This is a genomic window from Microbacterium sp. GCM10027623, from assembly GCF_042666935.1.
Taxonomy (GTDB): Bacteria; Actinomycetota; Actinomycetes; order Actinomycetales; family Microbacteriaceae; genus Microbacterium.
In genome coordinates, this window is sequence record NZ_JBHTHE010000003.1 from 300,334 (window position 1) to 324,753 (window position 24,420).

23 protein-coding genes are annotated in these 24,420 nt (G+C 66.8%); 15 read left to right on the forward strand and 8 right to left on the reverse strand.

The window, feature by feature from the left end; translation table 11 throughout:
- Window positions 1-3: 3 nt before the first annotated feature.
- The 9 genes from ACFQY2_RS13850 (at window position 4) to ACFQY2_RS13890 (ending at window position 9,299) form a co-directional block, all read left to right on the forward strand.
- On the forward strand, window positions 4-732 hold the full coding sequence (locus ACFQY2_RS13850; RefSeq protein WP_378746482.1) for a glycosyltransferase family 2 protein: 729 nt from the start codon (window positions 4-6) through the stop codon (window positions 730-732).
- On the forward strand, window positions 729-1,136 hold the full coding sequence (locus ACFQY2_RS13855; protein WP_378746483.1) for a DUF2304 domain-containing protein: 408 nt from the start codon (window positions 729-731) through the stop codon (window positions 1,134-1,136). The genes ACFQY2_RS13850 and ACFQY2_RS13855 overlap by 4 nt, the downstream gene beginning before the upstream one ends.
- Before the next feature lie 111 nt (window positions 1,137-1,247).
- Window positions 1,248-2,375, forward strand: coding sequence for a glycosyltransferase family 4 protein (locus tag ACFQY2_RS13860; protein WP_378746801.1), 1,128 nt, complete (start codon window positions 1,248-1,250; stop codon window positions 2,373-2,375).
- Between the two features lie 56 nt (window positions 2,376-2,431).
- Window positions 2,432-3,043, forward strand: a complete 612-nt coding sequence (locus ACFQY2_RS13865; protein WP_378746484.1) for an acyltransferase — start codon at window positions 2,432-2,434, stop codon at window positions 3,041-3,043.
- Entirely contained in the window at window positions 3,040-4,137 is a 1,098-nt protein-coding gene (locus ACFQY2_RS13870; RefSeq protein ID WP_378746485.1) for a DegT/DnrJ/EryC1/StrS family aminotransferase, read from the forward strand. Before ACFQY2_RS13865 ends, ACFQY2_RS13870 begins: the two co-directional genes overlap by 4 nt.
- Window positions 4,137-5,123: a Gfo/Idh/MocA family oxidoreductase gene (locus tag ACFQY2_RS13875; protein ID WP_378746486.1), complete on the forward strand. Its 987-nt coding sequence runs from the start codon at window positions 4,137-4,139 to the stop codon at window positions 5,121-5,123. Before ACFQY2_RS13870 ends, ACFQY2_RS13875 begins: the two co-directional genes overlap by 1 nt.
- A gap of 72 nt (window positions 5,124-5,195) precedes the next feature.
- Window positions 5,196-6,911 carry an ABC transporter ATP-binding protein gene (locus tag ACFQY2_RS13880; protein WP_378746487.1) on the forward strand — a complete coding sequence of 572 codons (1,716 nt, stop codon included), beginning with the start codon at window positions 5,196-5,198 and terminating at the stop codon, window positions 6,909-6,911.
- An 8-nt stretch (window positions 6,912-6,919) separates the two neighbouring features.
- Entirely contained in the window at window positions 6,920-8,155 is a 1,236-nt protein-coding gene (locus ACFQY2_RS13885) for a hypothetical protein (protein ID WP_378746488.1), read from the forward strand.
- Window positions 8,148-9,299, forward strand: coding sequence for a hypothetical protein (locus ACFQY2_RS13890; RefSeq protein WP_378746489.1), 1,152 nt, complete (start codon window positions 8,148-8,150; stop codon window positions 9,297-9,299). The genes ACFQY2_RS13885 and ACFQY2_RS13890 overlap by 8 nt, the downstream gene beginning before the upstream one ends.
- Window positions 9,300-9,318: 19 nt before the next feature.
- Here ACFQY2_RS13890 and ACFQY2_RS13895 read toward each other — a convergent pair whose 3' ends face one another.
- Genes ACFQY2_RS13895 through ACFQY2_RS13905 form a run of 3 tightly spaced genes read right to left on the reverse strand, consistent with a single transcriptional unit; the run spans window position 9,319 to window position 12,385 of the window.
- A complete protein-coding gene (locus ACFQY2_RS13895; protein ID WP_378746490.1) occupies window positions 9,319-9,765 on the reverse strand; it encodes a hypothetical protein in 447 nt (148 codons plus the stop codon).
- Window positions 9,762-11,069 (reverse strand): glycosyl transferase, encoded by a 1,308-nt coding sequence (locus ACFQY2_RS13900; RefSeq protein ID WP_378746491.1) that lies wholly within the window; start codon window positions 11,067-11,069, stop codon window positions 9,762-9,764. The genes ACFQY2_RS13895 and ACFQY2_RS13900 overlap by 4 nt, the downstream gene beginning before the upstream one ends.
- 29 nt (window positions 11,070-11,098) lie before the next feature.
- Entirely contained in the window at window positions 11,099-12,385 is a 1,287-nt protein-coding gene (locus tag ACFQY2_RS13905) for an acyltransferase family protein (protein WP_378746492.1), read from the reverse strand.
- Here ACFQY2_RS13905 and ACFQY2_RS13910 point away from each other — a divergent pair.
- From ACFQY2_RS13910 to ACFQY2_RS13925, 4 genes are all read left to right on the forward strand, one after another.
- Window positions 12,378-13,673, forward strand: coding sequence for a nucleotide sugar dehydrogenase (locus ACFQY2_RS13910; protein WP_378746493.1), 1,296 nt, complete (start codon window positions 12,378-12,380; stop codon window positions 13,671-13,673). The two genes, ACFQY2_RS13905 and ACFQY2_RS13910, sit on opposite strands and share 8 nt — an antisense overlap.
- Window positions 13,674-13,738: 65 nt before the next feature.
- Window positions 13,739-14,887, forward strand: coding sequence for a UDP-galactopyranose mutase (gene glf / locus ACFQY2_RS13915; RefSeq protein WP_378746494.1), 1,149 nt, complete (start codon window positions 13,739-13,741; stop codon window positions 14,885-14,887).
- Window positions 14,874-15,704, forward strand: coding sequence for an ABC transporter permease (locus ACFQY2_RS13920; RefSeq protein WP_378746495.1), 831 nt, complete (start codon window positions 14,874-14,876; stop codon window positions 15,702-15,704). Before glf ends, ACFQY2_RS13920 begins: the two co-directional genes overlap by 14 nt.
- Window positions 15,704-16,441 carry an ABC transporter ATP-binding protein gene (locus ACFQY2_RS13925; RefSeq protein WP_378746496.1) on the forward strand — a complete coding sequence of 246 codons (738 nt, stop codon included), beginning with the start codon at window positions 15,704-15,706 and terminating at the stop codon, window positions 16,439-16,441. The genes ACFQY2_RS13920 and ACFQY2_RS13925 overlap by 1 nt, the downstream gene beginning before the upstream one ends.
- Window positions 16,442-16,481: 40 nt before the next feature.
- Here ACFQY2_RS13925 and ACFQY2_RS13930 read toward each other — a convergent pair whose 3' ends face one another.
- From ACFQY2_RS13930 to ACFQY2_RS13950, 5 genes are all read right to left on the reverse strand, one after another.
- The gene (locus tag ACFQY2_RS13930) at window positions 16,482-17,090 is read right to left on the reverse strand and encodes a hypothetical protein (RefSeq protein ID WP_378746497.1); all 609 of its coding nucleotides are present in this window, start codon (window positions 17,088-17,090) and stop codon (window positions 16,482-16,484) included.
- On the reverse strand, window positions 17,087-18,043 hold the full coding sequence (locus ACFQY2_RS13935; protein WP_378746498.1) for a glycosyltransferase family 2 protein: 957 nt from the start codon (window positions 18,041-18,043) through the stop codon (window positions 17,087-17,089). Before ACFQY2_RS13935 ends, ACFQY2_RS13930 begins: the two co-directional genes overlap by 4 nt.
- Complete coding sequence (locus ACFQY2_RS13940) at window positions 18,040-19,950, reverse strand: glycosyltransferase (RefSeq protein WP_378746499.1); 1,911 nt, start codon at window positions 19,948-19,950, stop codon at window positions 18,040-18,042. The genes ACFQY2_RS13935 and ACFQY2_RS13940 overlap by 4 nt, the downstream gene beginning before the upstream one ends.
- A gap of 78 nt (window positions 19,951-20,028) precedes the next feature.
- Window positions 20,029-21,327, reverse strand: a complete 1,299-nt coding sequence (locus tag ACFQY2_RS13945; RefSeq protein ID WP_378746501.1) for an O-antigen ligase family protein — start codon at window positions 21,325-21,327, stop codon at window positions 20,029-20,031.
- Window positions 21,324-22,742: an O-antigen ligase family protein gene (locus ACFQY2_RS13950; RefSeq protein WP_378746502.1), complete on the reverse strand. Its 1,419-nt coding sequence runs from the start codon at window positions 22,740-22,742 to the stop codon at window positions 21,324-21,326. Before ACFQY2_RS13950 ends, ACFQY2_RS13945 begins: the two co-directional genes overlap by 4 nt.
- Before the next feature lie 89 nt (window positions 22,743-22,831).
- Here ACFQY2_RS13950 and manA point away from each other — a divergent pair, with 89 nt between their 5' ends.
- Both manA and ACFQY2_RS13960 read left to right on the forward strand, forming a co-directional pair.
- On the forward strand, window positions 22,832-23,980 hold the full coding sequence (gene manA / locus ACFQY2_RS13955; protein ID WP_378746503.1) for a mannose-6-phosphate isomerase, class I: 1,149 nt from the start codon (window positions 22,832-22,834) through the stop codon (window positions 23,978-23,980).
- 109 nt (window positions 23,981-24,089) lie between these two features.
- Entirely contained in the window at window positions 24,090-24,407 is a 318-nt protein-coding gene (locus ACFQY2_RS13960; RefSeq protein ID WP_378746505.1) for a WhiB family transcriptional regulator, read from the forward strand.
- The last annotated feature ends 13 nt before the right edge of the window (window positions 24,408-24,420 follow it).

Below are 24,420 nucleotides of genomic sequence, written 5' to 3' on the forward strand. Positions count from 1 at the left end.
GCGATGGGTGCGGCAGAGCAGAGCGTCCTCGTCGTTGTGCCGGCGTGGAACGAAGAGGAGTCCGTCGCGGACGTGGTGCGTGACATCGTCGCGTCCGTTCCCGGCGCCGTCTGCCTCGTCGTCGACGACGGCTCGTCGGATGCAACGTCTCAGCGTGCGCGGGATGCCGGTGCGATCGTTCTCCGCCTGCCGTTCAACCTCGGCGTCGGCGGCGCGATGAGGACAGGGTTTCGCTACGCGCGAGATCACGGCTTCGATGTGCTCGTTCAGGTCGACGCCGACGGCCAGCACGATGCGGCTGAGATCGCTGCCCTCGTAGCCGGACTCGACGAGGCTGACCTGGTGATCGGAGCGCGCTTCGCGGGCAAAGGCGACTATGGTGTTCGGGGGCCCCGCAAGTGGGCGATGCGGGTGCTCTCCACCGTACTCAGCCGCGTGGTGGGAGTCCGCCTCACCGACGTCACGAGCGGATTCAAGGCATCCGGGCCGCGGGCGGTCGCGTTGTTCGCTGAGAACCTGCCCGCGGAGTATCTCGGGGACACGATCGAGGCGCTGGTTATCGGTGCGCGAGCAGGGCTTCGTATCCGTCAGATACCGGTCGAGATGCGCCCGCGACAGGGCGGCGAGGCATCCCAGCATCCGCTCAGGGCCGCGATCTACCTCGCACGGGCGTGTGCGGCCTTCCTGCTGGCCATGATGCGACCACGCACCCGGCTGGAGGACGTGCTGTGAGCGGTATCACGTATGCGTTCGGCATCGTTGCCGCCGTCCTCCTGCTGGTGGCGATCATCGAGCTCATGCGCAAGGGCACGCTGCGTGAGCGCCATGCGGTCTGGTGGTTCATCGGCGGACTGCTCGCCCTCATCATCGCTGTGTTCCCGCAGACCCTCACGTGGGCGTCCAAGATCCTGGGCATCGCTGTTCCGACGAACCTCGTGTTCTTCGTGTCGATCGGACTGCTCTTCCTGGTGAGCCTTCAATACGGTGCCGAGCTGACCCGCCTCGAGTCGAGGGTCCGAGACCTCAGCGAGCAGTCCGCGTTCCTCGCTCGGCGCATTCACGTCCTCGAGGCGGCATCCGACGAGTCTTCTCCTTCTCTCGACAGCGAGACAGGCACGGATGAGCAACGAGAATGACGTGCGGCGGAGGTAGCACCTGTGACACGTGAAGGCCACGGCGGCGCGGAGACGCGGCGTCGGATCACCATCGTCTCCCGCATCTATACTCCCGAGCCGTCGGCGGGATCCATGCGTCTTCAGGCGCTTGTGAGTGAACTCGTCCGACGTGGGCATGATGTGCGCGTGATCACGACGAAGCCTCCTCGCCATATCCCGCTCACGCCGTCGGACGGCGAGGTCGTGCATCGCTGGCCGGTGCTGCGCGACCGTGCCGGGTATGTGCGGGGATACCTCCAGTACATGAGCTTCGATATTCCTGTGTTCCTTCGCCTGATTTTCGGTCGTCGGACCGATGTGTATGTGGTGGAACCGCCTCCCACGACGGGAGTCGTCGCTCGCGTGGCGGCTCGGATCAGACGACGGCCGTATGTCTACTACGCCGCCGATATATGGTCTGATGCTGCGCAGATGACCGGCGCCGCAGGTTGGGTCATCCGCGCTGTGCGCCAGATGGAGACGTTCGCGCTGCGCGGGGCGGCGGACAATCTGATCGTGTCTGATGGTGTCGTCAGGCGCATCACAGAACTCGCGCCGACGGCCGAGATGACCACAGTCGGGCACGGCGTCGACACCGCACTCTTCACACCGGAGGGACCGTCGATAGCTGAAGCGTGCGACGTCGTGTACGTGGGCACGATGAGCGAATGGCACGGGGCTGGCGTCGCGGTGGAGGCGCTCGCGCTGGTGATGCGGGATGATCCGGAGGTCACGGCGGCTTTCATCGGTCAAGGAGCGGACAAGCCGGCTCTGCAAGCCGCGGCTCGCAGACACGGGATCGCGGATCGCATTCGATTCCTCCCTCCCGTCCCCGCGGCGGTCGCAGCCTCATGGACTCGCTCCGCCCGCGTCGCGTTGGCCACACTCAAGCCGGGACAGGGGTACGATTTCGCGGTTCCGACCAAGCTGTATGCCGCAATGGCTGCAGGGACGCCGGTCGCGTTCGCCGGACCGGAACCGCTGCGCAGCGTCGTGCAGGAGGAGCGTTTGGGCGCGTCAGCGCCCTTCGAGGCGGAGGCATACGCAGACGCGATCCGCGCTCTGCTCGCCGCGAACGACGGGTCGCCGAGGACAGAGCTCGCGGAGTGGGCGGAAAGACATGTGTCGGCCAGGGCCGTGGCAGAACGTGCGGCTGATGCGGTACTGAGGGCGAGCGTCGGGCGCGTGGTCGAGGACGCTGGGCGGAGTCTTCAGGCGTGACCGATAGAATCCTCGATCGTCGGTTCGCCTCAGTCGAGCCGAGCTGAGGAGATCCCATGACTAGCGAAACCCCCGTGCGGATCGTCGACTCCGCGGACGTCTCCTCCGATGCCTCCATCGGCGCAGGCTCCTCCATCTGGCACCTGGCGCAGGTGCGTGAGGGCGTGCGGATGGGCGAGAACTGCATCGTCGGACGCGGTGCGTACATCGGCACCGGCGTTCAGATGGGCGACAACTGCAAGGTGCAGAACTATGCGCTGGTGTACGAGCCGGCGAAGCTCGGTGATGGCGTGTTCATCGGCCCCGCCGTCGTGCTCACCAACGACACCTACCCGCGTGCGATCAATGCCGACGGCACGCTGAAGAGTGCGCACGACTGGGAGCCGGTCGGCGTCACGATCGAGCGGGGCGCGGCCATCGGCGCGCGGGCCACATGTGTCGCGCCCGTCACGATCGGCGCCTGGGCCACCGTCGCCGCCGGTGCTGTCGTCGTGAAGGACGTGCCCGCCTACGCCCTCGTCGCGGGCGTGCCAGCGAAGCGCATCGCGTGGGTGGGCGAATCCGGCGTGCCGTTGATCGCGGGCGATGACATCATGACCTGGATCTGCCCGAACACGGGGGATCGATACCTTGAATCCAATGGAACCCTTACCAAGGAGGCCGCGTGAGCGAGTTCATTCCCCCGGCGAAACCGATCATCGGTGACGAGGAGCGGGAGGCGGTCGATCGGGTGCTGCGCAGTGGCATGGTCGCGCAGGGACCGGAGGTGGCGGCCTTCGAGGAGGAGTTCTCCGCGCATTTCGTTCCGGGGCGCGCGTCGGTGGCGGTGAACTCGGGTACGGCCGGTCTGCACCTGGGTCTGCTGGCTGCGGGGGTGGGCGCGGGTGACGAGGTGATCGTGCCGTCGTTCACCTTCGCCGCTACGGGGAACTCGGTGGCGCTGACCGGGGGGACGCCGGTGTTCGTGGACATCGAGCCGGACACGTTCAGCCTGGACCCGGACGCGGTCGCGGCCGCGATCACCCCGAAGACGAAGGGCATCCTTCCCGTGCACCTGTACGGGCACCCGGCGCGGATGCGCGAGTTGGAGAAGCTCGCGGCGGAGCGCGGTGTGGCTCTCTACGAGGATGCCGCGCAGGCTCACGGCGCATCGCTGGACGGTCGGCCGGTGGGTTCCTTCGGTGAGTTCGCGATGTTCAGCCTGTATCCGACGAAGAACATGACCAGCGGTGAGGGCGGGATGGTGACGGCCGCGACGGCCGAGATCGCCCGCCGCGTGAAGCTGCTGCGCAACCAGGGCATGGAACGGCAGTACGAGAACGAGCTGATCGGGTTCAACGCGCGGATGACGGACATCCATGCCGCCATCGGACGTGTGCAGCTGACCAAGGTGGATGCCTGGACGGCGACTCGTCAGTCGAACGCGGCGTTCCTGGACGCGAACCTGCACGGCGTGATCGTGCCGCCTGTCGCTGACGGGGCGGTGCACGTGTATCACCAGTACACGATCCGGGTTCCCGAGGACCGGGACGGGTTCGTGAAGGCGCTGAAGGAGGAGCATCAGGTGGGCGCGGGCGTGTATTACCCGATCCCGAACCACCGACTGCCCTCGCTTGCCCCGTACGCGCCCGGGCTGGATCTTCCGGAGACTGAGCGCGCGGCCCGCGAGGTGGCCTCGCTGCCGGTGCACCCGTCGCTGTCGCCGGCGGGCCTGGAGCGCATCGTCGCCGCCGTGAACGCCGTCGCGGGAGCGGGCGCCTGATGGCGGTGCTGAGGGCGGGTCTGCTGGGTGTGGGCATGATGGGCCGCCATCATGCGCGCGTGCTGCGGGAGCTGGAGGGCGTGGAGCTGGTCGCCATCGCCGACCCGGGCGGTGACCCGCACGGTGTCGCCGGCAGCCTTCAGGTGCTGCCGGACATCGACGCGCTGATCGGCGCGGGCATCGACATCGCTGTCGTCGCCGTTCCGACCCGATTCCACGAGGACGCCGCGCTCAAGCTGGCCGCCGCGGGGGTGCACACCCTCGTCGAGAAGCCGATCGCGCACACGGTGGAGGCCGGCCAGAGGATGGTCGATGCGTTCGCCGCCGCCGGACTCGTGGGCGCCGTGGGACACATCGAGCGCTTCAACCCGGCGCTGCAGGAGCTGCGCCGCCGCATCGAGGCAGGCGACCTGGGCGCGGTGTACCAGGTCGTCACCCGCCGCCAGGGCCCCTTCCCGTCGCGGATCGCCGACGTGGGCGTGGCGAAGGACCTCGCCTCGCACGACGTGGATCTGACCGCCTGGGTGGTGCAGTCCGATTACGAGCGGGTGTTCGCGCAGACCGCGTTCAAGTCGGGTCGCGAGTACGAGGACATGATCACCATCACCGGGCGCACGAAGTCCGGGGTGATCGTGAACAACATCGTCAACTGGCTGTCCCCGATGAAGGAGCGCGTGACCGTCGTCACGGGGGAGAAGGGTGCCTTCATCGCCGATACCGGCACCGGAGACCTCACCTTCTACGCCAACGGCACGATCCCGCTGGAGTGGGAGTCGGTGTCCTCCTTCCGCGGCGTGTCAGAAGGAGACGTCACCCGATACGCATTCGCGAAGCGGGAACCGCTCCGCGTCGAGCACGAGGCCTTCCGCGACGCCGTGCTCGGCAAGACCACCGACGTCGTGACCATGGAACAGGGACAGCGCACCCTCGCCGTCGTCGAAGCCGCCCTCGGATCTGCGCACACCGGTGCGGCCGTGCGACTCTGATCCATGGGCGACATCGTACGGATCCTTCGGCGGCTGCTTCCTCTGCTGCCGGCGTCAGCGAGCAGATTCCTGTTGGTCTTCGGCCTGATCTCAGCGGGATTGGCGATCGTCGATGTGACGGCCTTGATGTTGCTGGCGCTGACTCTGGCCGGCACCGTGGCTGGATCCGGGGCCTCGTTGCCGCTGGTCGGTCCGATACCAGAGGACCAGCTGGTCTGGCTGATATTGATCCTCGCCGCCGTGGTCATTGCGAAGTCCGCCGCTAACGTCTGGCTGCAGTGGATCGCGACAAGGCGATTCGCCAGCTATGAACTCGCGGTCGGTCAGGAGCTCTTCGGCGCCTACATACGGTCGTCTTGGACGGATCGAATGACGCGCAACAGTGCGCAGATCATCACGATGACCGATGGTGCCATCGCCAACGTCGTAGCCGGATTCCTCCTCCCCGTCACGACGGTTCCCGGGCTGGTCGTCACCTGCGTCGGAGTCGTCGGGGTGATCGTCGTCGCCCAGCCGATGACCGCGCTCATCACGATCATCTACCTCGGTGGAATCGCTCTTCTGCAGTACTTCGTGCTGAGCGGTAAGACTCGTCAGGCAGCACGTGTCGCACGCGACTCGGCGCTACGCGTCTCCGCGCTGATCTCAGGGATGATTGCCTCGCTCAAGGAGATCAGTCTGAGAGACAAAGTGGAGGAAGTCACCGAGGTGGTCGGCGCGACCCGTGCACGGACGTCCCAGGCACGCGCGAACTCCAGCTTCCTCTCCGCTGTGCCGCGGTTCGTCTTCGACGCAGCCATCATCGGCGGATTCGTGGTGGTGGGCGGTGGCGCGTATATCGCGAACAACGGCGACATGAGCGCGACCATATCTGCGGTCGCGGTCTTCGGTGTCGCCGGATTCCGCCTGGTGCCTTCGCTGACCGGATTTCAGACGGTGCTCACGCGCACGACCACCGCGACGCCCTATGTCGAACTGGTGATCAAGGAGATCGAGGAGTCCAAGCGTTTCCATGCCGGTCGAGAGACGCTCGGACGTGATCCGCTGCCGGAGGAGCCGAAAGCGCTTCGCTTGGACAGCGTCTCATTCACCTTCCCCGGCAGTGCGAACCCGGCAGTGCGGGACGCGAGCTTGGAGATTCCGCTCGGCAGCACGGTCGGCATTGCCGGCGCGTCCGGTGCGGGCAAGTCGACCCTCGTCGATCTGCTGCTGGGACTTCTCACGCCGACTTCAGGAACGATCCGAATCGATGAGAGGGACCTTTCCCAGGTCCTGCGGGCGTGGCGTACCCATGTGGGTTACGTGCCCCAGGAAGTGACTCTCTTCGACGGCACCATCGCCCAGAACATCGCACTTTCATGGAGTGATGACTTCGATCTCGAGCGGGTGGAACAGGCGGCGCGCAGGGCGCAGCTCTGGGATGTCATCGAGGCGCGAGCTGACGGCTTGAGCACTCGGGTGGGGGAGCGGGGCATGAGTCTCTCCGGCGGCCAGCGGCAGCGCCTGGGGATCGCCCGTGCTCTCTACAGCGACCCTCTCATCCTCGTGCTCGATGAGGCGACGAGCGCATTGGACACCAAGACCGAAGCGGACGTCGCAGACGCCATCCGAGAGTTGCGAGGAGACGTCACTGTCATCGCTGTGGCGCATCGCCTGAGCACCATCCGTGAGTTCGATCAGATCATCTTCATGCAGGGCGGAACGGTCGGTGCGCGGGGAACCTTCAGCGAGGTCGTTGCAGCGAGTCCGGCCTTCGCAGCGCAGGCGCAACTCGCAGGATTGGTCTGAGGAGCGGGATGGGCTTGCGCGATCGCGTTCTCGGCGTCACCCGAACAGCGCTCGGAATCTTCCCCGACCGCATGCTGTCCAGGGCCTTGCCCGGCGCGCTTGGTTGGAACGACGCCACGATGGTCACATCAGAGGTACCACCGGCGGGAGTGCGGCTGTTGATCGCGCCGGTGAACTCTGCGGGTCAGGCGTATCTCTGGGCACGCGCAGCCCGCGAGCATCTGGTGGGAGTCGAAGCAGTCAATCTGATGACGACCAACGCCCAGACGGAGCGCTTCGGATTCCCGTCAGATCTGTCGATCCCCGAATCGGGTTACATCTTCGCCCGGGGGTGGCAGCGTCGCCAGCGCCGCGCGATCATCGACGGCTTCACCCATATGGTCGTCGAGTCCGGGCGGCACCCCTACGGCTCTGTGCCGGGCCGGACTCCGCTCGACGCCGTACATGATCTGACAGCATCGGGCATCGCCCTCGCGCTTGTCTGGCACGGGTCGGATATCCGCATCCCGTCGGTTCATGCGCGCTGGGAGGCGGATTCGCCGTTCGGTGAACGCGGACACTACCCACCCGCGTCGACGGCGTTGTTGGAGCGAAACTCTCGCGAGCGGCGAAGCCTGATCTCGGAGACGAGCCTGCCGGTCTTCGTATCCACGCCCGGATTGCTCGATGTGCCCCGCGCCACGTGGCTCCCTGTCGTCGTGGACACAGACCGCTGGCGCTCGGACCAACAGCCGCTGCGAGAGAGTAGACCCACAGTGGCCTACGTCCCCAGCAACTCCCCGATGAAGGGGGATCCGGTGATCGACGAGCAGTTGTCACAGCTCGATGCTGAGGGGGCGATCCGATATGTTCGGCTCGAAGGTGTCCCCGCGGCGGAAATGCCCGGCGTTTATCGACAGGCAGACATCGTGCTCGACCAGTTCCGCCTCGGCGATTACGGTGTGGCTGCGTGTGAGGCGATGGCCGCGGGACGAGTCGTGGTCGGCCATGTGCACGACGATGTGCGGGCACGGGTCGTTGCGCGGACCGGATTGGTCCTGCCTATCGTCGAATCGAGATATGCCGACGTCGACGTGACGATCCGGGCCATCCTCAACGATCGAACGACTTTTCGCGACCGGGCAGCCGCGGGCGTCGAGTATGTCCGCGAGGTACACGACGGGCGGATGTCCGCCCGTGTACTCTCAGACTTTCTGGGGGCTGTCCCGGCGGCGCCCGGCGCGGAGGAGGATCCCTTTGTCTGATGCGTCGCGTACTCGCATCCTTTGCATCTCGTTCTCCGATATCACTGTGGACTCGCGGGTACTCCGACAGCTCGACGTGCTCGCAGACTTCGGCGACGTCACCACCCTGTCGTACGGGGATCGGCCCGCCCGCGCCACCGATCACATCGAGATTCCGAGTGACCTGCCCTCCCTGCCGCAGACGCCGTTCGGAGTGCTCAATCTTGCCCTTCGGCGCTTCCGCGCTGTCGAGATGATGGCACCCGCGCTTCGGACTGCGCATCAGCTGCTAGGCGACCGCGAGTTCGACATCGTGGTGGCGAACGAGGCGCGCGCCCTTCCCATCGCTTTCCGTGTTCCCGGCACACCGAAGGTGTGGTGCGATCTGCACGAGTGGGCGCCGGAGGAGCGCACCCACGTCCGTTCGTGGCGCCTGCTCGTGTCGCCGTATATGAGGTGGGTATGCGCACGCTATCTGCCGCGGGTCGACGCCGCCACGACGGTCAACGACTCGATTGCCCAGATGTACAGCAGCGAGTTCGGCGTCCTGCCCGATGTCGTGCGCAACGCGATCGCGTTTCGTGCCGATCTCCGACCGACGCCGCTCGTGGAAGGACGGATTCGTCTTGTACACAGTGGTGGTGCCGTTCCCGGCCGCAACATCGAAGCGATCATCGATGCGGTTGATCTCCTTGGTGATGATTATTCACTCGATCTCTACCTGCTCCCTTCGCGGCAGGGGGGCACGTACTGGCGCCAGCTTCAGGAGCGGATCGCACGCAGCCCGCAGACAACGCTTCACCCGCCTGTGGCGCCATCCGCGCTGCCTGGAGTGCTCAATGATCACGATCTCGGCGTGTTCATCCTGCCGCCGCTCACTCCGAACCACCGCTACATGCTGCCGAACAAGTTCTTCGACTTCGTCCAGGCGCGGCTGGGACTGGTGTTCGGGCCGTCGGTGGAGACGGATCGCCTGATTGCAGAGCACGGATTGGGCGCTGTCACCTCGGGGTATACCGGAGAAGAGGTGGCGATCACGATCCGTGCGCTCACTCGACAAGAAGTTGAGAACTTCAAAGCGGCGTCGCATGAGGCGGCGGAGCCGCTCTCTTCAGAAACGGACATCGCGGTCGAGCGCACCCTTCTCCGGAGATTGTCCGAGTGATCTCTCGGCCTGGTGGCGACTACTGCTCCTGGGCAGCGCGTAAAGCGGCGAGGACGGCACGTGCCGGAGCCAATCCGAACACGCCGCGGGCGTGAGGTTTCGACCATGAACGGAGTGCGGTCCAGGCGGCGAGGACCGCGTCCCTCTCCAGAGCAACAATGAGATCAGCCTCAGCAGCCGCAGAACGGAACTCATGTGAACGCCGCGCTCGCGCCGCGAAGCGGTGCCCGCCATCGAGTGGCGGCAGGCGCTTGATGTTTCGCCCGATCATCGTCCGGTCCAGAGCCTTCAGCAGCCGGCCCTCGGGCGCAAGCGCTGTGTCGCCCAGCCGGATAAGGGTTGCATCCGTCGGCAGGTCGACCGCGTGGGCGGCGACGAGCACCGTGCTGTACGTGGACTCACCATCCGCCAACGATTCCATCGCGGCCGCGAACGCACCCGAGGGAGACAGAAGCATGATCTTCACGAGGTCCTCCCCTGTGTGCCGTGTGATTCTCTGATTCGCTCGGTCCATTCAGCGATACGAGGGCCGAGTTGCGCCTTCCTCGAGTAGCGCTGCGCGTACGCGCGGGCTTCGTCCAGCGTTGCGTCAGACACCACCACGGCATCCTCCGCCGTGGCGATGAACGCGTCTGCGATCGACTCTGCGGTCATGTCCGCCGTCCCGTGCCATCCCGGATAGCCGGAAAGTGCTCGTGTCGTCTCGTTCGCGGGGTCGTGCACGGAGACGATCGGCAGGCCGGTCGAGGCGTATTCGTACACTTTCCCGCCCGTGATGAACCGTCCCGCGCCGAAGGTGAGGACCAGGGCGTCGAAGCTCGCATAGGTGGCGGCTATCTCGGCGCGACCGACTGGACCGAGGTAGCGGATATCATTCTCAGCGAAAGCATCCATTGCTTGGACCATGTTCTGCGCAGGCACGCCGAGGTGGTTGAGGTACCCGTACAGGTCCAGGCGTGCAGAGCGCATGAGTTCGCTCCGCCGTCGCGCGAGCGTCCAGCCCGCGACCAGTTCGCTGATGGGTACCGCGCCGGAGATCGTGCCGATGTAGCCGAAGACCAGGCCCTCGTTTTCGTCTCTGCTCCGCGCCGGGAAGGTCAGGCTCGTGTCGTAACCGTTCTCCACGACCAGGAACCTGTCCGCGGCGTCCGGATACTGCGTCGCGTACCAGTCTCTGATGGGACGATTCACGAACCAGACCTGCGCCGCATCGCTGACCAGACGACGCTCCCACGAACCCGCCTTGCTCCTTGCATCGAACGTGCGTCGGCCGGAGTAGATGTCCACGGACCAGGCATCACGGTGGTCCATGACAGCCGGGACACCGTACTCGGTGCTCAGCACATATCCGGGGATGAAGTCCACGTTCGGGTTTGCCGTTCCGATCGTCAGATCGACGGTGTGATCACGGTGGATGCGGCGAGCCGCGCCCTCGAGGATGGGGCGCCACCCTCCGTACGTTCGTTCAGGAAACGACCGCTGCACCTTCACCCCTTGGATCGCGTTCCACACCTCGGGGGCATGCGCGCGCAAACGCGACCACGTGCTCAGGTCGTTTTCGAATGTGCCCGAATGGAAGGGGACGCGCTCGATCCTGATCCGCGGGTGCACGCGCCTCTCGAGGGTGAGGTCGACGCCCGTCGACATCTCGAACACTTCACGCGGAACGGTCAGCACAGTGACATCCCAGCCGGCCTCCGCGAACGCGTTCGCTGTGGCCCAGGCCCGGTAGACGCCGCTTCCGCGAGAGGGCGGGTATCCCCATGCCACGTAGAGAAGATGAGGGCGCTGCCGCGTATTCAAGAGGTCTCCCCGCCTGGTTCGGTGACGACGGCGCGATCATCGCGAGTCGTTGTCGCGCCGGAAACGCCAGACGCCGCGCGGGCGCGCCTCTTCGCGACGAGCGCGTTCTGCCACGCGCGAAGGTGCCGCTCTATCGGATGCTCGACGAGCCTGTGAAGAGCCCATGCGCACACGATGGATGCTGTAAGCAGAACTATAATCCACCCGACTCCCCACAGACCGTGCTGACGGCCGAACAGGGCGAGCACCGCGTAGATGAGTGTGGCGTGGATCAGGTAGAACGCGTAGGACCACTCACCCAGGCGAACGAGGGGCGTGGAGCGGCTGAGTCGGGTTCGGCCCTCAAGATCGGCGACTGCGAATGCACAGATGAGTATCGCGAACAATGCAACCATGATCTCGCTGACGAACGGCGCTATCGCTGGGTCGATCCGGCTGCCGGTCATCCGATCGAGGGCCTTGGGGAGGAGCACATAAGCCGCGATGAGCGCGAACGGGATCCAGACCGGGATCCGCGGACGCCAGCCCGATCGAATGGCCCAGGCCAGGCACATGCCGATGAGGAACTCGTTGACACGCAGAACGGGCCAGGGCAGATCCGGTGCCACACCTGCCGGCTGCGCCACCATCACGAAACGCGCTGCCACGCTCGCGAGGAGTACACCCCCTGCTGCGATCATGGCGGTTCGGCCGCTGATCCTCCCCATTGCCTTCATGATGAATGGGTGCAGGGCGTAGAAGAAAGCCTCTACCGTGAGCGTCCATGACGCCGGATTCCCACTGAAGAGGATCGCGGGATCCCGTGACCAACCCTGCAGCAGCACGAAGCTCAGCCCGAGGACAGCGACGTCGAAAGGCTTGACCCAGGTGTGAGCGGGATCGGGGGCGAAGCTGTAGAAGACCGGGATCGCCAGGAGCAGAGTGATCAGATGAAGGGGGTAGATGCGAGCGAATCGTCGCCAGTAGAAGGTGCCGATCCCGACTTCTCGACGCCAAGACCATGTAAGGACGAATCCGGACAGCACGAAGAAGAATGCAACGCCGAAGTTCCCGTAGCGCGCCAGCTCGCCCACGACACCGGGCAGCGGCACCACGTTGCGGATGTGGAAGACGAACACTCCCAGCGCGGCCCACCACCGCAAACTGGTGAGTGAGTCCAGCCGAGGGGTCCTCGCCAAGTCTGCGGAAGGGCTGGCCATAGTGCACCATTCTAGGTGCGGGCTGCGGCGCTCACGCTGAGCGCTTCCCCCGATTCGCGACCGTAGAATGGTCCCCATGCGCATTGCCGTCGTGGCCCTCGGTAAGATCGGCCTTCCCCTCGCTGTCCAGTTCGCCTCTTCCGGTCACGATGTGATCGGTGTGGACGTGAATCAGAAGGCGGTCGACTCGATCAACGCGGCGGTGGAGCCCTTTCCCGGTGAGGCGGAGCTCCAGGAGCGCCTGGAGGAGCTGATCCCGGCGGGGCGTCTGCGTGCGACCACGGATTACGCTGAGGCGATCCCGGGTGCGGATGCGGTGGTGCTGGTCGCTCCGGTGTTCGTGAACGATGAGACCTGGGAGCCGGACTTCACGTACATGGACGCGGCGACGCGTTCGCTGGCCGAGCACCTGACTCCTGGCACGCTGGTGTCGTACGAGACCACGCTGCCGGTGGGGACGACCCGCGACAGGTGGAAGCCGATGCTGGAGGAGGGCTCCGGGCTGACCGAGGGCGTGGACTTCCATGTGGCGTATTCGCCGGAGCGGGTGCTGACCGGTCGGGTGTTCGCGGATCTGCGCAAGTACCCGAAGCTGATCGGCGCGCTCTCCCCGGAGGGCAGCCGTCGCGCGCGGGAGTTCTACGAGGCGGTGCTGCAGTTCGACGAGCGGCCGGACCTGCCCCGTCCCAATGGGGTGTGGGATCTGGGCACGACCGAGGCGTCGGAGATGGCGAAGCTGGCTGAGACGACGTACCGGGATGTGAACATCGGCCTGGCCAACCAGTTCGGCCTGTTCGCCGCATCGCACGGCATCGACGTGTACAAGGTGATCGAGGCGTGCAACTCTCAGCCGTACAGTCACATCCACCGGCCCGGTATCGCGGTCGGCGGGCACTGCATCCCGGTCTACCCGCGCCTGTACCTGTCCACGGATCCGGATGCGGACATCGTGCGGGTCGCGCGTCAGTTGAATGCGTCGATGCCGGAAAGGCTCGTCGCGCAGGCGGCGGACCTTCTGGGCGACCTGACGGGGCAGAAGGCCGTGGTCCTCGGTGCCGCCTACCGGGGCGGTGTGAAGGAGACGGCGTTCTCGGGCGTCTTCCCGACCGTGACCGCGCTGAAAGTGCGGGGCGCGCAGGTCGTCGTCCACGACCCGCTGTACAGCGACGACGAACTGCGGGGCCTCGGGTTCGAGCCGTACCGGATCGGCGAGGCAGCCGACCTGGCCGTCCTGCAGACCGACCACGCCGACTACAAGACCCTCGCGCCGGCCCAGATCCCCGGTGTGAAGCTCCTCGTCGACGGTCGCAACGCCTCCGACGCCGCGCTCTGGGCGGGCACGCCGCGCATCGTCGTCGGCACCGCATCCTGAGAGGACGGCACGCGCGACGGCATGGGCGGCTGAGTCTCCCAGCATCCCGCCGATACGATTGACTCATGGATCTTCTCGTCGTCGGGTCGGGTTTCTTCGGCCTCACCATCGCTGAGCGCGCCGCCGCGGCCGGCCGCAAGGTGACCGTCATCGACCGCCGCCCGCACATCGGCGGCAACGCCTACAGCGAGGCGGAGCCCGAGACCGGCATCGAGGTGCACCGCTACGGTGCGCACCTGTTCCACACCTCCAACCCCACCGTGTGGGAGTACGTCAACCGGTTCACCACCTTCACCGACTATGTGCACCGGGTCTACACGCGGCACAAGAACGTCGTGTACCCGATGCCCGTGAACCTCGGCACGATCAACCAGTTCTTCCAGGCGGCCTATTCGCCCAGTGAAGCCCGCGCGCTCATCAGGGATCAGGCGGGGGAGTTCGACGTCAAGACGGCCCAGAACTTCGAGGAGAAGGGGATCGCCCTGGTCGGACGTCCGCTGTTCGAGGCGTTCTTCCGCGACTACACCGCCAAGCAGTGGCAGACCGACCCTCACCAGCTCTCCGGCGACATCGTCAGTCGTCTTCCGGTTCGTTACACGTACGACAACCGCTACTTCAGCGATACGTGGGAGGGGCTGCCCACGGACGGCTACACGGCGTGGCTGGAGCGGATGGCGGACCACCCGAACATCGAGGTGAAACTCGACGTCGACTTCTTCGACGAGTCGCAGCCGCTGAACAAAGCGGCGACCGTCGGCCGGCTGCCGATCGTCTACACGGGGCCGGTCGACCGCTACTTCGACTACGCCGAGGGAGCGTTGAGCTGGCGGACGCTCGATTTCGAGCAGGAGGTGCTCGACGTCGGCGACTTCCAAGGCACGAGCGTGATGAACTATCCGGACCTGGATGTGCCGTTCACGCGCATCCACGAGTTCAAGCACTTCCATCCCGAGCGCAAGGACGTGTTCGACTCGGACCGGACGGTGATCATGCGCGAGTTCTCACGCTTCGCGAACCGCGAGGACGAGCCGTACTACCCGGTGAACACCGCAGCCGACCGCGACGGACTGCTGGCCTACCGGGAGCTCGCGAAGGGCGAGGACGACGTGCACTTCGGGGGACGTCTGGGCACGTACCAGTACCTCGACATGCACATGGCGATCGGCTCTGCGCTGTCGATGTGGCGCAACCAGCTCTCCGGTGAGAGCGACTGACGTGGCGACGACGGTGGGCGCGACGGGGACCCCCCGGCGCTACTTCCACTCGCTGTGGCTGCTGTCCGCGCGCGACCTCAAGGTGCGCTATTCGACGAGCGCGCTCGGATATCTCTGGTCGGTGCTCGACCCGCTCGTGATGAGCGCGATCTATTGGTTCGTCTTCACGCAGGTCTTCCAGCGCACCGTCGGCGCGCAGCCCTACATCATCTTCCTCATCTCGGCGCTGCTGCCCTGGGTCTGGTTCAACTCCGCGGTCGGCGATTTCACTCGGGCCTTCAAGAAGGATGCCCGACTGGTGCGGTCGACCTCGATCCCACGATCCATCTGGGTGAACCGGATCGTCCTCAGCAAGGGCATCGAGTTCCTCTTCTCGCTGCCGGTGCTCGCCATCTTCGTGGCCGTCAACCTGCTCACCGAGGCCGACCCTGACAAGGTCGTGCACATCGGCTGGGGCATCCTCTGGATGCCCGTCGCCGTGCTGCTGCAGGCGGTGCTGCTGATCGGCCTGGGACTGCTCGTCGCCCCACTGTGCGCGCTGTACACCGATCTCGAGCGCACCACGGCTCTCATCCTGCGCGCGCTGTTCTACGCGACGCCCATCATCTACAGCGTCAAGGATCTGCCCGGACCGTTCGAGACGCTCGGCATGTTCAACCCGCTGGCCGGGATCTTCTCCCTGTATCGCATGGCGTTCTTCCCCGATCAGTGGGATCCGCTGGTCGTCGGCGTCGGCGCGGCGATGAGCCTCGCGATCCTGGCCCTGGGCATCTGGGTGTTCCGCACGCTCGAGCGCCCTGTCCTGAAGGAGCTGTGATGACCGCTGCGATCGAGGTGCGTGGACTGGGCGTCCGGTTCCGCCGCAATCGGCGAGGCAACCGCACCCTCAAGGATCTGTTCGCCGGCGCGAGCCGACGCTCGCGGCCGGGCGAGTTCTGGGCTCTGCGCGATGTCTCCTTCTCGGTGGCGCCGGGGGAGTCGATCGGTGTGGTCGGGCGCAACGGACAGGGCAAGTCGACGCTGCTGCGCCTTGTCGCCGGTGTGCTGCTCGCCGACGAAGGGGATGTGCGCGTCAACGGGGGCGTGGCGCCCCTGATCGAGCTCACCGGCGGGTTCGTCGGCGATCTCACCGTGCGGGAGAACGTTCGGCTCACCGCAGGCCTGCACGGGATGTCGAAGGCCGAGGTCGCCTCGCGCTACGACGACATGATCGGGTTCGCCGAACTGGAGGAGTTCCAGGACATGCCGTACAAGCACCTCTCCAACGGGATGAAGGTGCGTCTCGCGTTCTCCGTGGTCTCCCAGCTCGACGAGCCCATCATGCTCGTCGATGAGGTGCTGGCCGTCGGAGACAAGGCGTTCCGCGAGAAGTGCTACAAGCGCATCGACGAGATGCTGGCCGACGGGCGCACGCTGTTCTTCGTGAGCCACAACGAACGCGACCTGCGCCGGTTCTGCAAGCGCGGTCTGTATCTGAACAAGGGCGAGCTCGTACTGGACGCGCCCATCGCCGATGTGCTCGACCGGTACAACGCCGACCACACCGCACGCTGAGCGGCAGCGATGCCCGTCGGCCTGATGCCGAGCGCGTCGGTCAGTCGACGACGCCGTTCAACGCATCCAGAGCGCGACGCGCGGCACTGAGCTCGCTCTCTGCGGAGCCGCCGCGCTCATACGCGGTGCGCAGGCTCTGCAGCGATCGGGCGTAGGCGTCCAGGCTCGAGGTCCACTGCGAGGAGATCGAGGCCGGTGCGACGAAGTCCGACAGACGTCCGGCATCCTCCTGCAGGAATCCGACATTCTGCGCGGCCTCCTGGGGGTCGGACTCGGCGGCGAACTGCAGTCCGCGCTGAGCGTCCGACAGCACGGGCGTCACGTTCTGGCGGAAGGCGGAGATGTCCGGAGCGGTGGGCGGAGGCGGGGCCGCCGTCGGCTCCGCGCTGGGAACCGAGCTGGGGGACGGCGTGGGCGTCGATGTGGGCGTCGCAGACGGCGTCGACGACGGGGAAGGGGTGGCCGACGCCGAGACCGTGGGAGCGGGCGTCTGGACGGCACCCAGCGAGGGCCGGATGAACAGCCAGAAGACGGCGGCGGCGATGGCGACAGCCAGAACCACCAGTCCGACGATCAGCCACACACGGCCGCGCTTGGGCTTCTCCTCCGGGTAGGCCCAGACATACTCGGGCTGCGGCTCGGTCATCATGCCTCCAGTGCGGGCATCGGCTGCCAGCTGCGGTCGCGTCCGATCTTCCCGCCGTCGCGGATGCCACGGAACAGGTTGCTGGTACCCCGTGCGGTGCGCTCGACGAAGACCAGCCTGATGAGCTCCTTGAAGAACGTGGCCGTGGTCCCGAGCCCGAAGAGCACAGGGCTGTACGCGCCGTGCACGCGGTAGTACTGCTTGATGAACGCCCGGTTGCGCATGATGTAGTAGCGGTACGAGTTGCTGGACGCGTTCAAGTGCCGGATGCCCATGTCCCACTGCCTGATCTCACGCGTGCGCCTCAGCACGAACTCGTCGACGATCACGGCGGTGGTCAGGCGCGACGCCAGCCAGCCGTACATCTGGTCGTCCCAGTAGATGAAGAACCGCGGGTCCGGGAGGCCGATCTGCCGCACGATCGATCGGTGGATGAACATGCCCTCGAAGCAACCGCTGTTCATCTCCTTGAAACCCGACGCGTCGAACTTCGAGGGCGCGAAGGGGATCGGGATGCCCATGCGCTCGGCGATGCGGTACTGCCAGTAGAACTCGCTGCCGTCGTAGTCGTAGCGGCGCCCCTGGATGCTCTTGAACCGGTGCGACCAGCGGCCCATCCGCGCGAGTCCGTCGGGGATCACCTCGACGTCGTCATCCATCATCCAGATCCACTCGGCACCCAGATCGTACGCCGTGCGCATGCCTTCGCTGAACCCGCCCGAGCCGCCGGTGTTGGTCTCCAGGCGGCGGTACACGATCTCGGTGCCGATGTCCTCGCGGAACGACTCGACGACCTCCGTGGTGTCGTCGGCAGACGCGTTGTCGACGACGACGATCCGTCCGGGCTTCGGGTCCATGGAGCGGATGCTGGAGAGCAGCCCCTTCAGCAGATTGGAGCGGTTGAACGTGACGATCACGATCGCCGCGGACGCGGGGTCGAACTCGACTGCGGTCATGCCTGCTCCTCGAAGATCTTCTGCCAGGATGCGTCCGAGACGAGGTCGGGAAGCGCGCTCCGGTACTGCTGCTGCAGTTTCGCCCAGTTCCGGCGGAGCCGGCGGTGCAGCAGGATCGACTCGCGCAGCATGCGGCGGTACTGCGCGCGGTCCCGCGTGTAGACGTTCTTCCCCGATCCGTCGGCTGAACTCACCAGGGCGCTGTCGAAGAAGGGCACCCGCCACCACATGGCATCGTTCTTGCCGAACTCGACCTCCGGCTGGCGGATGTTCGCGGGGTCGGGGGTGCGCAGCCAGTGCGCGACCAGTGTGCGCAGGGTGAACCACCGCAGTCGCAGGCCGGTCGGGCTGTCGAAATCATGCAGTTTCGACTGCTTGTAGACCTGCCGCCCGTGCCGCGAATGCAGCACGGTGCTCGGGTCGCGGTGTACGACGGTCTCCGGGAAGCGCGCCGCCAGTCGTCTCGCCTCGGGCATCGCCGTGGCGAGGTTCTCGCGCAGGTGTTCGGGGCCGGACAGGACGTCGTGCAGGGCCTTGATGCGGAGGGCGACGGGGTAGTACTGCATCATCATCAGATGCTTCAGGTCCACGCGGAGGCTGTGCTTGAGCAGTCGACCGCCGTGCGGCACGTCGGAATGCAGCAGCCCTGCCACGATGCGGTTGCGCGCGTGGAAGTACGCCTGCCAGTCGATGGTGTCGTCCTTGTTGACCCAGGAGACGTGCCAGAGGGCGACGCCGGGCAGTGAGACGGTGGAGAAGCCCGCCTCACCGGCGCGCAGGCAGAATTCCGCGTCATCCCACTTGATGAACGCCGGCAGCGACAGGCCCACCTCGCGGATCGCATCGAGGGGGATGAGGCACATCCACCAGCCGTTGTAGTCGGCGTCCATGCGCATGTGCAGCAGCGGCGACTGGCGCAGGTTCGCGGCGCCGAAGTCGTGCGGCATCTTCTCCTGGTAGAGGTTGCGCCACATGAACGGAGCCTCGTCGACGACCTCGGCCCAGCCGTGCAGCTTGGGGCGATCGAGCAGATCGAACATGTGCCCGCCGACGAGGACCGGCGTCGTGGCGTACTGCGCGAAGACGATCGAGCGGCGCAGCGATTCCGGCTCCAAACGCACGTCGTCGTCGAGCAGCTGCACGAAGTCGCTCTCCGGGCGCTGCAGCGTCTCGTGCATCGAACGGGCGAAGCCGCCGGAACCGCCCAGGTTGGGCTGGCGGATCACCTGCAGCGTCTCGCCGAGCGCCGCCGCGGCGGCCTCGAAGCCGTCCTGGTCGGCGACGAGTTGCGTGCCCTGATCGATGAGGAAGATCCGGTCGACGAACTCGAGTGCGTCAGGCGACTCCGCCAGCGCCCGCAGCGTGTCGACGCAGTAGTCGGGCTTGTTGTAGGTCGTGATGCCCAGCGACGCCTTGCCCGTGCGGGCGGGCTCCTGCTCCGTCGTCCACTCGGCCCGCTCGAGCACCGCATGCTTCTCGTCGGCGACCACGTCGAACCAGATCCACCCGCCGTCGCTGTACTCCGTCAGCGACAGGTCGAACGAGGTCGAGGCCTCGCCGCTCACCTCACGGGTGTCGATCCGCTGACGGACGCCGGCCCCGTTGGACCGGTAGACCAGGACGGTTGCCGGACCGCTGGTGTGCACTGTCAGGGTGATCCGGCGCACGCTCGTCCAGTGCTGCCAGTACGACGCGGGGAAGGCATTGAAATAGGTGCCCAGCGAGACCCGGCGGCCCGACGTGATGCGTGCGCGATGGCGGCCGAGGATGTTGCCGAGATGTGCCCGGTTGGAGACGCGCACGGGCTCCTCGTCGATCACCGACCAGGTCTCGGGGTCGGCGTAGAGGGGGAGCAGATCGGGGTCCCGGTCGAGGGGGAAGACGACGTTCTGCAGCACGTGGGTCACGAGGTCAAAGCCTACCCGGCGACACCTTGGGAACCCTGGAAAGCGGGCGGCGCGGTGCCTGCGGGCCGTGCGGTCCGCTCACTCGTGCGGACCCAGGGTCGGTACCGCTCCGGTCTGGGCGTCATCGATGTTCTGCCGCCACGATCGGGCCTGCCCGGCACGCAGGGCGCACAGCACGAGCAGCACCCAGCCCGCGCCGGTGAGTGTGAAGCTCTCGAACATCGACTCGACCGCGAGTGTGACCAGCAGCAGGGGCGTCCACGCGTACACGACCGAGCGTCGTGCGCTCGCGACCAGCCACGATCGCACGATGGCCACCCCGCCCAGGATGAGGAACAGGGCGAGCCCCAGCCAGCCCAGCTGCAGCAGCACGTCGAAGTACGAGTTCAGAGCCGACTGGTGGTGATCGGAGAGCTGGTAGTTGATGTACGGGATCGGGTACTGGCCGCCGGCCCAGGAACCGAACCAGCCGTATCCGGTGGCCGCACGCTGGGCGACGTAGTCCAGGATCAGGTTCCACAGGTCGGCGCGCGTCGAGAAGTCCGAGCCGGCGTCGAGCAGGCGGATCACGAGATGCCGCAGCGCGAACGCCACGATCAGTGCGACGGTGACCAGAGCGCCCAGAGCCCATTGCACGCTCACCCTGTGACGGGCCGGCGTGTGCCGCACGATCGTGAGGGCGGTGGTGGCGACGCCGACTGCCGCGGCCAGGACGACCACAGTGGGAGAGGCCGACAGGAGCGCCAGGAAGCCGCCGAGCGCGATCGAGTACATCCCCACGACCCGGTCGATCGAATGCGTGCGCCACTCGATCGCGAACGTGATCAGCCCGACGACGGCCACGAAGCCCAGCATGTTGCGCGTGCCGAAGATGCCCTGGATCGGGCCGCCGAGCGCGAGGTTGCCCTCCACCCCCAGTACCGCGAGCGGCATGTCCAGCAGCACGCCGGACAGAAGCTCCAGTCCCAGCGAGATCGTCAGCAGCCAGCGCAGCGTGTCACCGAGGGCGCGCACGGTCTGCAGGGTGTCGCGCACGTGGCCGATGGTGACGGCGATGATCGTGAAGCCGAGCAGCGTCAGCCACCCGGTCAGCGTCCCGGTGCGGCTGGTCGTCCACACCAGGCTGAACAGCGCGAGTGAGAGGAAGCCGACCAGAGAAGTGGGCGCGAACCGCAGCAGCGACAGCTCGTCGCGGCGGGTGAGCAGCACGCCCACCCCGATCGCGGCGAGCACCGTGACGATGGTGACCAGCGTGATCGTCGACGTCAGGCGCTCGATGAGGAACACCCCGAACACCGCGGCGAGGCCCGCGATCGTGTACGCGCGGGCGAACCCGGCTGAAGCCAGCAGCGAGACGACGTACCGCCGCGGACTCATGGCACCTGCCGCGCCCGGGGGCCGTGCGAGATGACGGGAGTGCGTTCGCCGACGCCGACGCCGATCAGGGGAACCGCCTTCATCTTGAAGGACAGCAGGATCAGCAGCATCCAGCCCCACAGCATGATCGGGGCGGACTCGGCCAGCCCTTCGAAGAGCAGGGAGACCGTGAGCAGCAGCGGCAGCAGCGCGATCGGCGAGTACGGGCGCTTCGCATCCAGATCCCAGCGCGGTCGGTCGACCGCGAAGAACCAGGCGCGCCAGAGAAGCGCGAGCCAGGCGATCGCCATGATCACCACACCCACGGCGCCGAGCTGCAGGAAGACATCCAGCCACATGTCGTGGGCGTGGAAAACGGTCAGCCCGTGATTGAGGATCCAGCCTTGAAACGCCGGATCCCAGGGCACCCACGGCGAGGAGAAGCCGTTGCCGAACACGGGACGGGTGATCGCACGCTCCCACACCGCTTGCCAGATCTCCAGCCTTCCGGTGAGGTCGGAGCTCTTGCCGAACAGTCCGAGCAGCCGGTCTCGCAGCAGCAGTCCTCCGGCGGTGCCGGCCGCGGCGACGGCGGCGAAGACCATGTACCCCGTCCGACGCGCTCGCCGGGTCGATGCCACGCGCATGACGAGAGCTGCCGCGAGCACCAGCAGGACGACCGCGATGCCGAGGTACACGGTGGTCGATGCCGCTTTCACCAGCAGCACGACGGCCAGCGCCGCCCAGCCGATCAGTATCCCGCGTCGGCGGATCCGGGCGGCGTAGAGCACCCCGAAAACGATCAGCGCGAACAGGCACATCATCGCCATCGCGTGCGCGTTTCCCACCACCCCCTGGATCCGTCCGTCGTTGAAGAGGTTGCCGCGCACCCAGTACAGGTGCGGGTCGATCTCGCCCGGGGGCACGTCGGCGAAGTTCGGGAGGATGGGGTGGCGCAGCACCAGCGCCACCCACAGTTCGATGGCGAGGGAGAGTCCGAGGATGAGCTTCAGCGCAGTCGACAGCGCTCGTGCGATCTCCTGCCAGGTGAGCATCGTCGCCACCATCAGTGCGCTGGCGGTGACCGCCGCCAGCAGCACCCAGGTCAGCGCCGTCGCGCCCGGCCATCGCGACCACAGCACGGAGACCGCGGCCAGCGCGCCGTAGCCGAGCGCCACCCACGGCAGCCTTCGCCAGGGGAACCGGGTGGGGCGGCTCCTGGCCACTGCGGGCACCCAGATGCCGAGAGCGCCGAGAGTGAGCGCGGCGAGCACGACGGCGGCGCCGATCGGGCCCACGAGGTTGTACACGGCCGTGTGCGCGAACACACCGAACAGGCACAGCACGCTGTAGGCGCGCACCATGAGGTGCCCCGTCGTCTCGCGGGCGGGGGCGGCGGGCGGTGCCGCCACGGGATGTCTGGTGTACACGGCCATCGCGTTCAGGCTACCGCGCCGCACCGGCGTCGCCGCCGTGAGGCGCCGCGACACTCTGGGGCGGCGTGAGGCGCGGTTAGCCTGGATGCATGCTTCTGACTCTCACCAACGAACCACGGGACTATGCGTGGGGCTCGACGTCACTGCTCGCCGCCCTCGAGGGCCGCGAGCCGTCGGACGCCCCCGAGGCCGAGGTGTGGTTCGGCGACCACCCGGGGGACCCCGCGGACGTCGTCGGAGGCGGCACCCTCGACGCCGTCACGGGCGGGTCGCTGCCGTACCTGCTGAAGCTGCTCGCCGCGGCGCGCCCGCTGTCCATCCAGGTGCATCCCACGCGGGATCAGGCGCGGGACGGCTTCGCCCGGGAGAGCGGGATGGATGCCGACGACCCGAGCCGGAACTACCGCGACGCCAATCACAAGCCGGAGCTCATCGTCGCGCTCAGCGACCGGTTCGAGGCACTCGCCGGACTGCGTCCGGTGTCCGAGACGCTGCGGATGCTGGCGGCGTTCCCCGCCGTGCCGGGAGTGATCGAACTGCGCGACCGACTCGTTGCGGGCAGCGAGCAGGACGCGCTGCGCGACACCATCGCCTGGCTGCTCTCCGGCTCCGCCCAGGGCGCCGTCGACGACGTGATCGGCGCGCTCGGCAACGCCGAGTCGGGCGGCTTCGACGAGGCGCTCGCCGCCGCGCGCACCATCGCCGCACGCAACCCGGGCGACCCGGGCGTGGTGGTGGCTCTGCTGATGAACTTCATCGTGCTGCGTCCAGGCGAGGCGATCTTCCTGAGCGCCGGTCTCCTGCACGCCTACGTGTCGGGACTCGGCGTCGAGATCATGGCGGCCAGCGACAACGTGCTGCGCGGCGGACTGACCCCCAAGCACATCGACGTGCGGGAACTGCTCGCGATCGTCGACACGCGACCGGGTGAGGTGCCGGTGCAGAGCGCCACGGGGGCAGTGACCGCGTATGAGATTCCGGTGCCGGACTTCGCCCTGCGGCGCATCCGGCTGGATGGCGGCGAGCAATGGATCCGCGTGAGCGGTCCGGCCATGGCCCTGAGCACAGCGGGCACGATCCGTGTGGGGACGAGGGACGGCGAGTCCGCGGTCGCGCCGGTCGGCTCCGCCGTGTTCGCCCCTGCCGACGTCGAGGAGCTGGTGCTGACGGGTGCCGGTGAGGTCTTCATCGCGGAGCCCGGCGCCGCGACACGCCGGAGAACGTCCAATGAACTTTAAATGCGGCATTGAGGGTTTACGATCTGCGACTTGACCGAAGCGAATGACACGGGTGTAATTAGGGAAAGAACGGCCCGTCGGGGGGCACAAGCAGGGTTGGGAGATCGAGATGACGGGTTACCGCTCAGACGTTCCCGAGAATTGGTTCGTCGATCCGGTGAATCTCGGCGTACCGGGTGTGCGCCGAGCCGACGCAGAAGATGATGGCGCGCTCGCCTGGCAGGTCGATGCGCTCTGCGCGCAGACCGACCCGGAGGCGTTCTTCCCTGAGAAGGGCGGCTCGACGCGAGATGCCAAGCGCATCTGCACGTCCTGCGATGTCCGGGGGGAATGCCTCGAGTACGCGCTGAACAATGACGAGCGATTCGGGATCTGGGGCGGCCTCAGCGAGCGCGAGCGACGCAAGCTCAAGCGACGCGCGGGCTGACCAGCACCGCTGC

Bases quoted from the DNA above. Each gene is read 5' to 3' on its own strand.
- ACFQY2_RS13925 (WP_378746496.1), top strand. From the start codon at position 15,704: ATGACCGCTGCGATCGAGGTGCGTGGACTGGGCGTCCGGTTCCGCCGC.
- ACFQY2_RS13945 (WP_378746501.1), bottom strand. From the start codon at position 21,327: ATGAGTCCGCGGCGGTACGTCGTCTCGCTGCTGGCTTCAGCCGGGTTC.
- glf (WP_378746494.1), top strand. From the start codon at position 13,739: ATGGATCTTCTCGTCGTCGGGTCGGGTTTCTTCGGCCTCACCATCGCT.
- ACFQY2_RS13865 (WP_378746484.1), top strand. From the start codon at position 2,432: ATGACTAGCGAAACCCCCGTGCGGATCGTCGACTCCGCGGACGTCTCC.
- ACFQY2_RS13910 (WP_378746493.1), top strand. From the start codon at position 12,378: ATGCGCATTGCCGTCGTGGCCCTCGGTAAGATCGGCCTTCCCCTCGCT.
- ACFQY2_RS13885 (WP_378746488.1), top strand. From the start codon at position 6,920: ATGGGCTTGCGCGATCGCGTTCTCGGCGTCACCCGAACAGCGCTCGGA.
- ACFQY2_RS13875 (WP_378746486.1), top strand. From the start codon at position 4,137: ATGGCGGTGCTGAGGGCGGGTCTGCTGGGTGTGGGCATGATGGGCCGC.
- ACFQY2_RS13905 (WP_378746492.1), bottom strand. From the start codon at position 12,385: ATGCGCATGGGGACCATTCTACGGTCGCGAATCGGGGGAAGCGCTCAG.
- ACFQY2_RS13860 (WP_378746801.1), top strand. From the start codon at position 1,248: ATGCGTCTTCAGGCGCTTGTGAGTGAACTCGTCCGACGTGGGCATGAT.
- ACFQY2_RS13950 (WP_378746502.1), bottom strand. From the start codon at position 22,742: ATGGCCGTGTACACCAGACATCCCGTGGCGGCACCGCCCGCCGCCCCC.
- manA (WP_378746503.1), top strand. From the start codon at position 22,832: ATGCTTCTGACTCTCACCAACGAACCACGGGACTATGCGTGGGGCTCG.
- ACFQY2_RS13930 (WP_378746497.1), bottom strand. From the start codon at position 17,090: ATGATGACCGAGCCGCAGCCCGAGTATGTCTGGGCCTACCCGGAGGAG.
- ACFQY2_RS13960 (WP_378746505.1), top strand. From the start codon at position 24,090: ATGACGGGTTACCGCTCAGACGTTCCCGAGAATTGGTTCGTCGATCCG.
- ACFQY2_RS13935 (WP_378746498.1), bottom strand. From the start codon at position 18,043: ATGACCGCAGTCGAGTTCGACCCCGCGTCCGCGGCGATCGTGATCGTC.
- ACFQY2_RS13850 (WP_378746482.1), top strand. From the start codon at position 4: ATGGGTGCGGCAGAGCAGAGCGTCCTCGTCGTTGTGCCGGCGTGGAAC.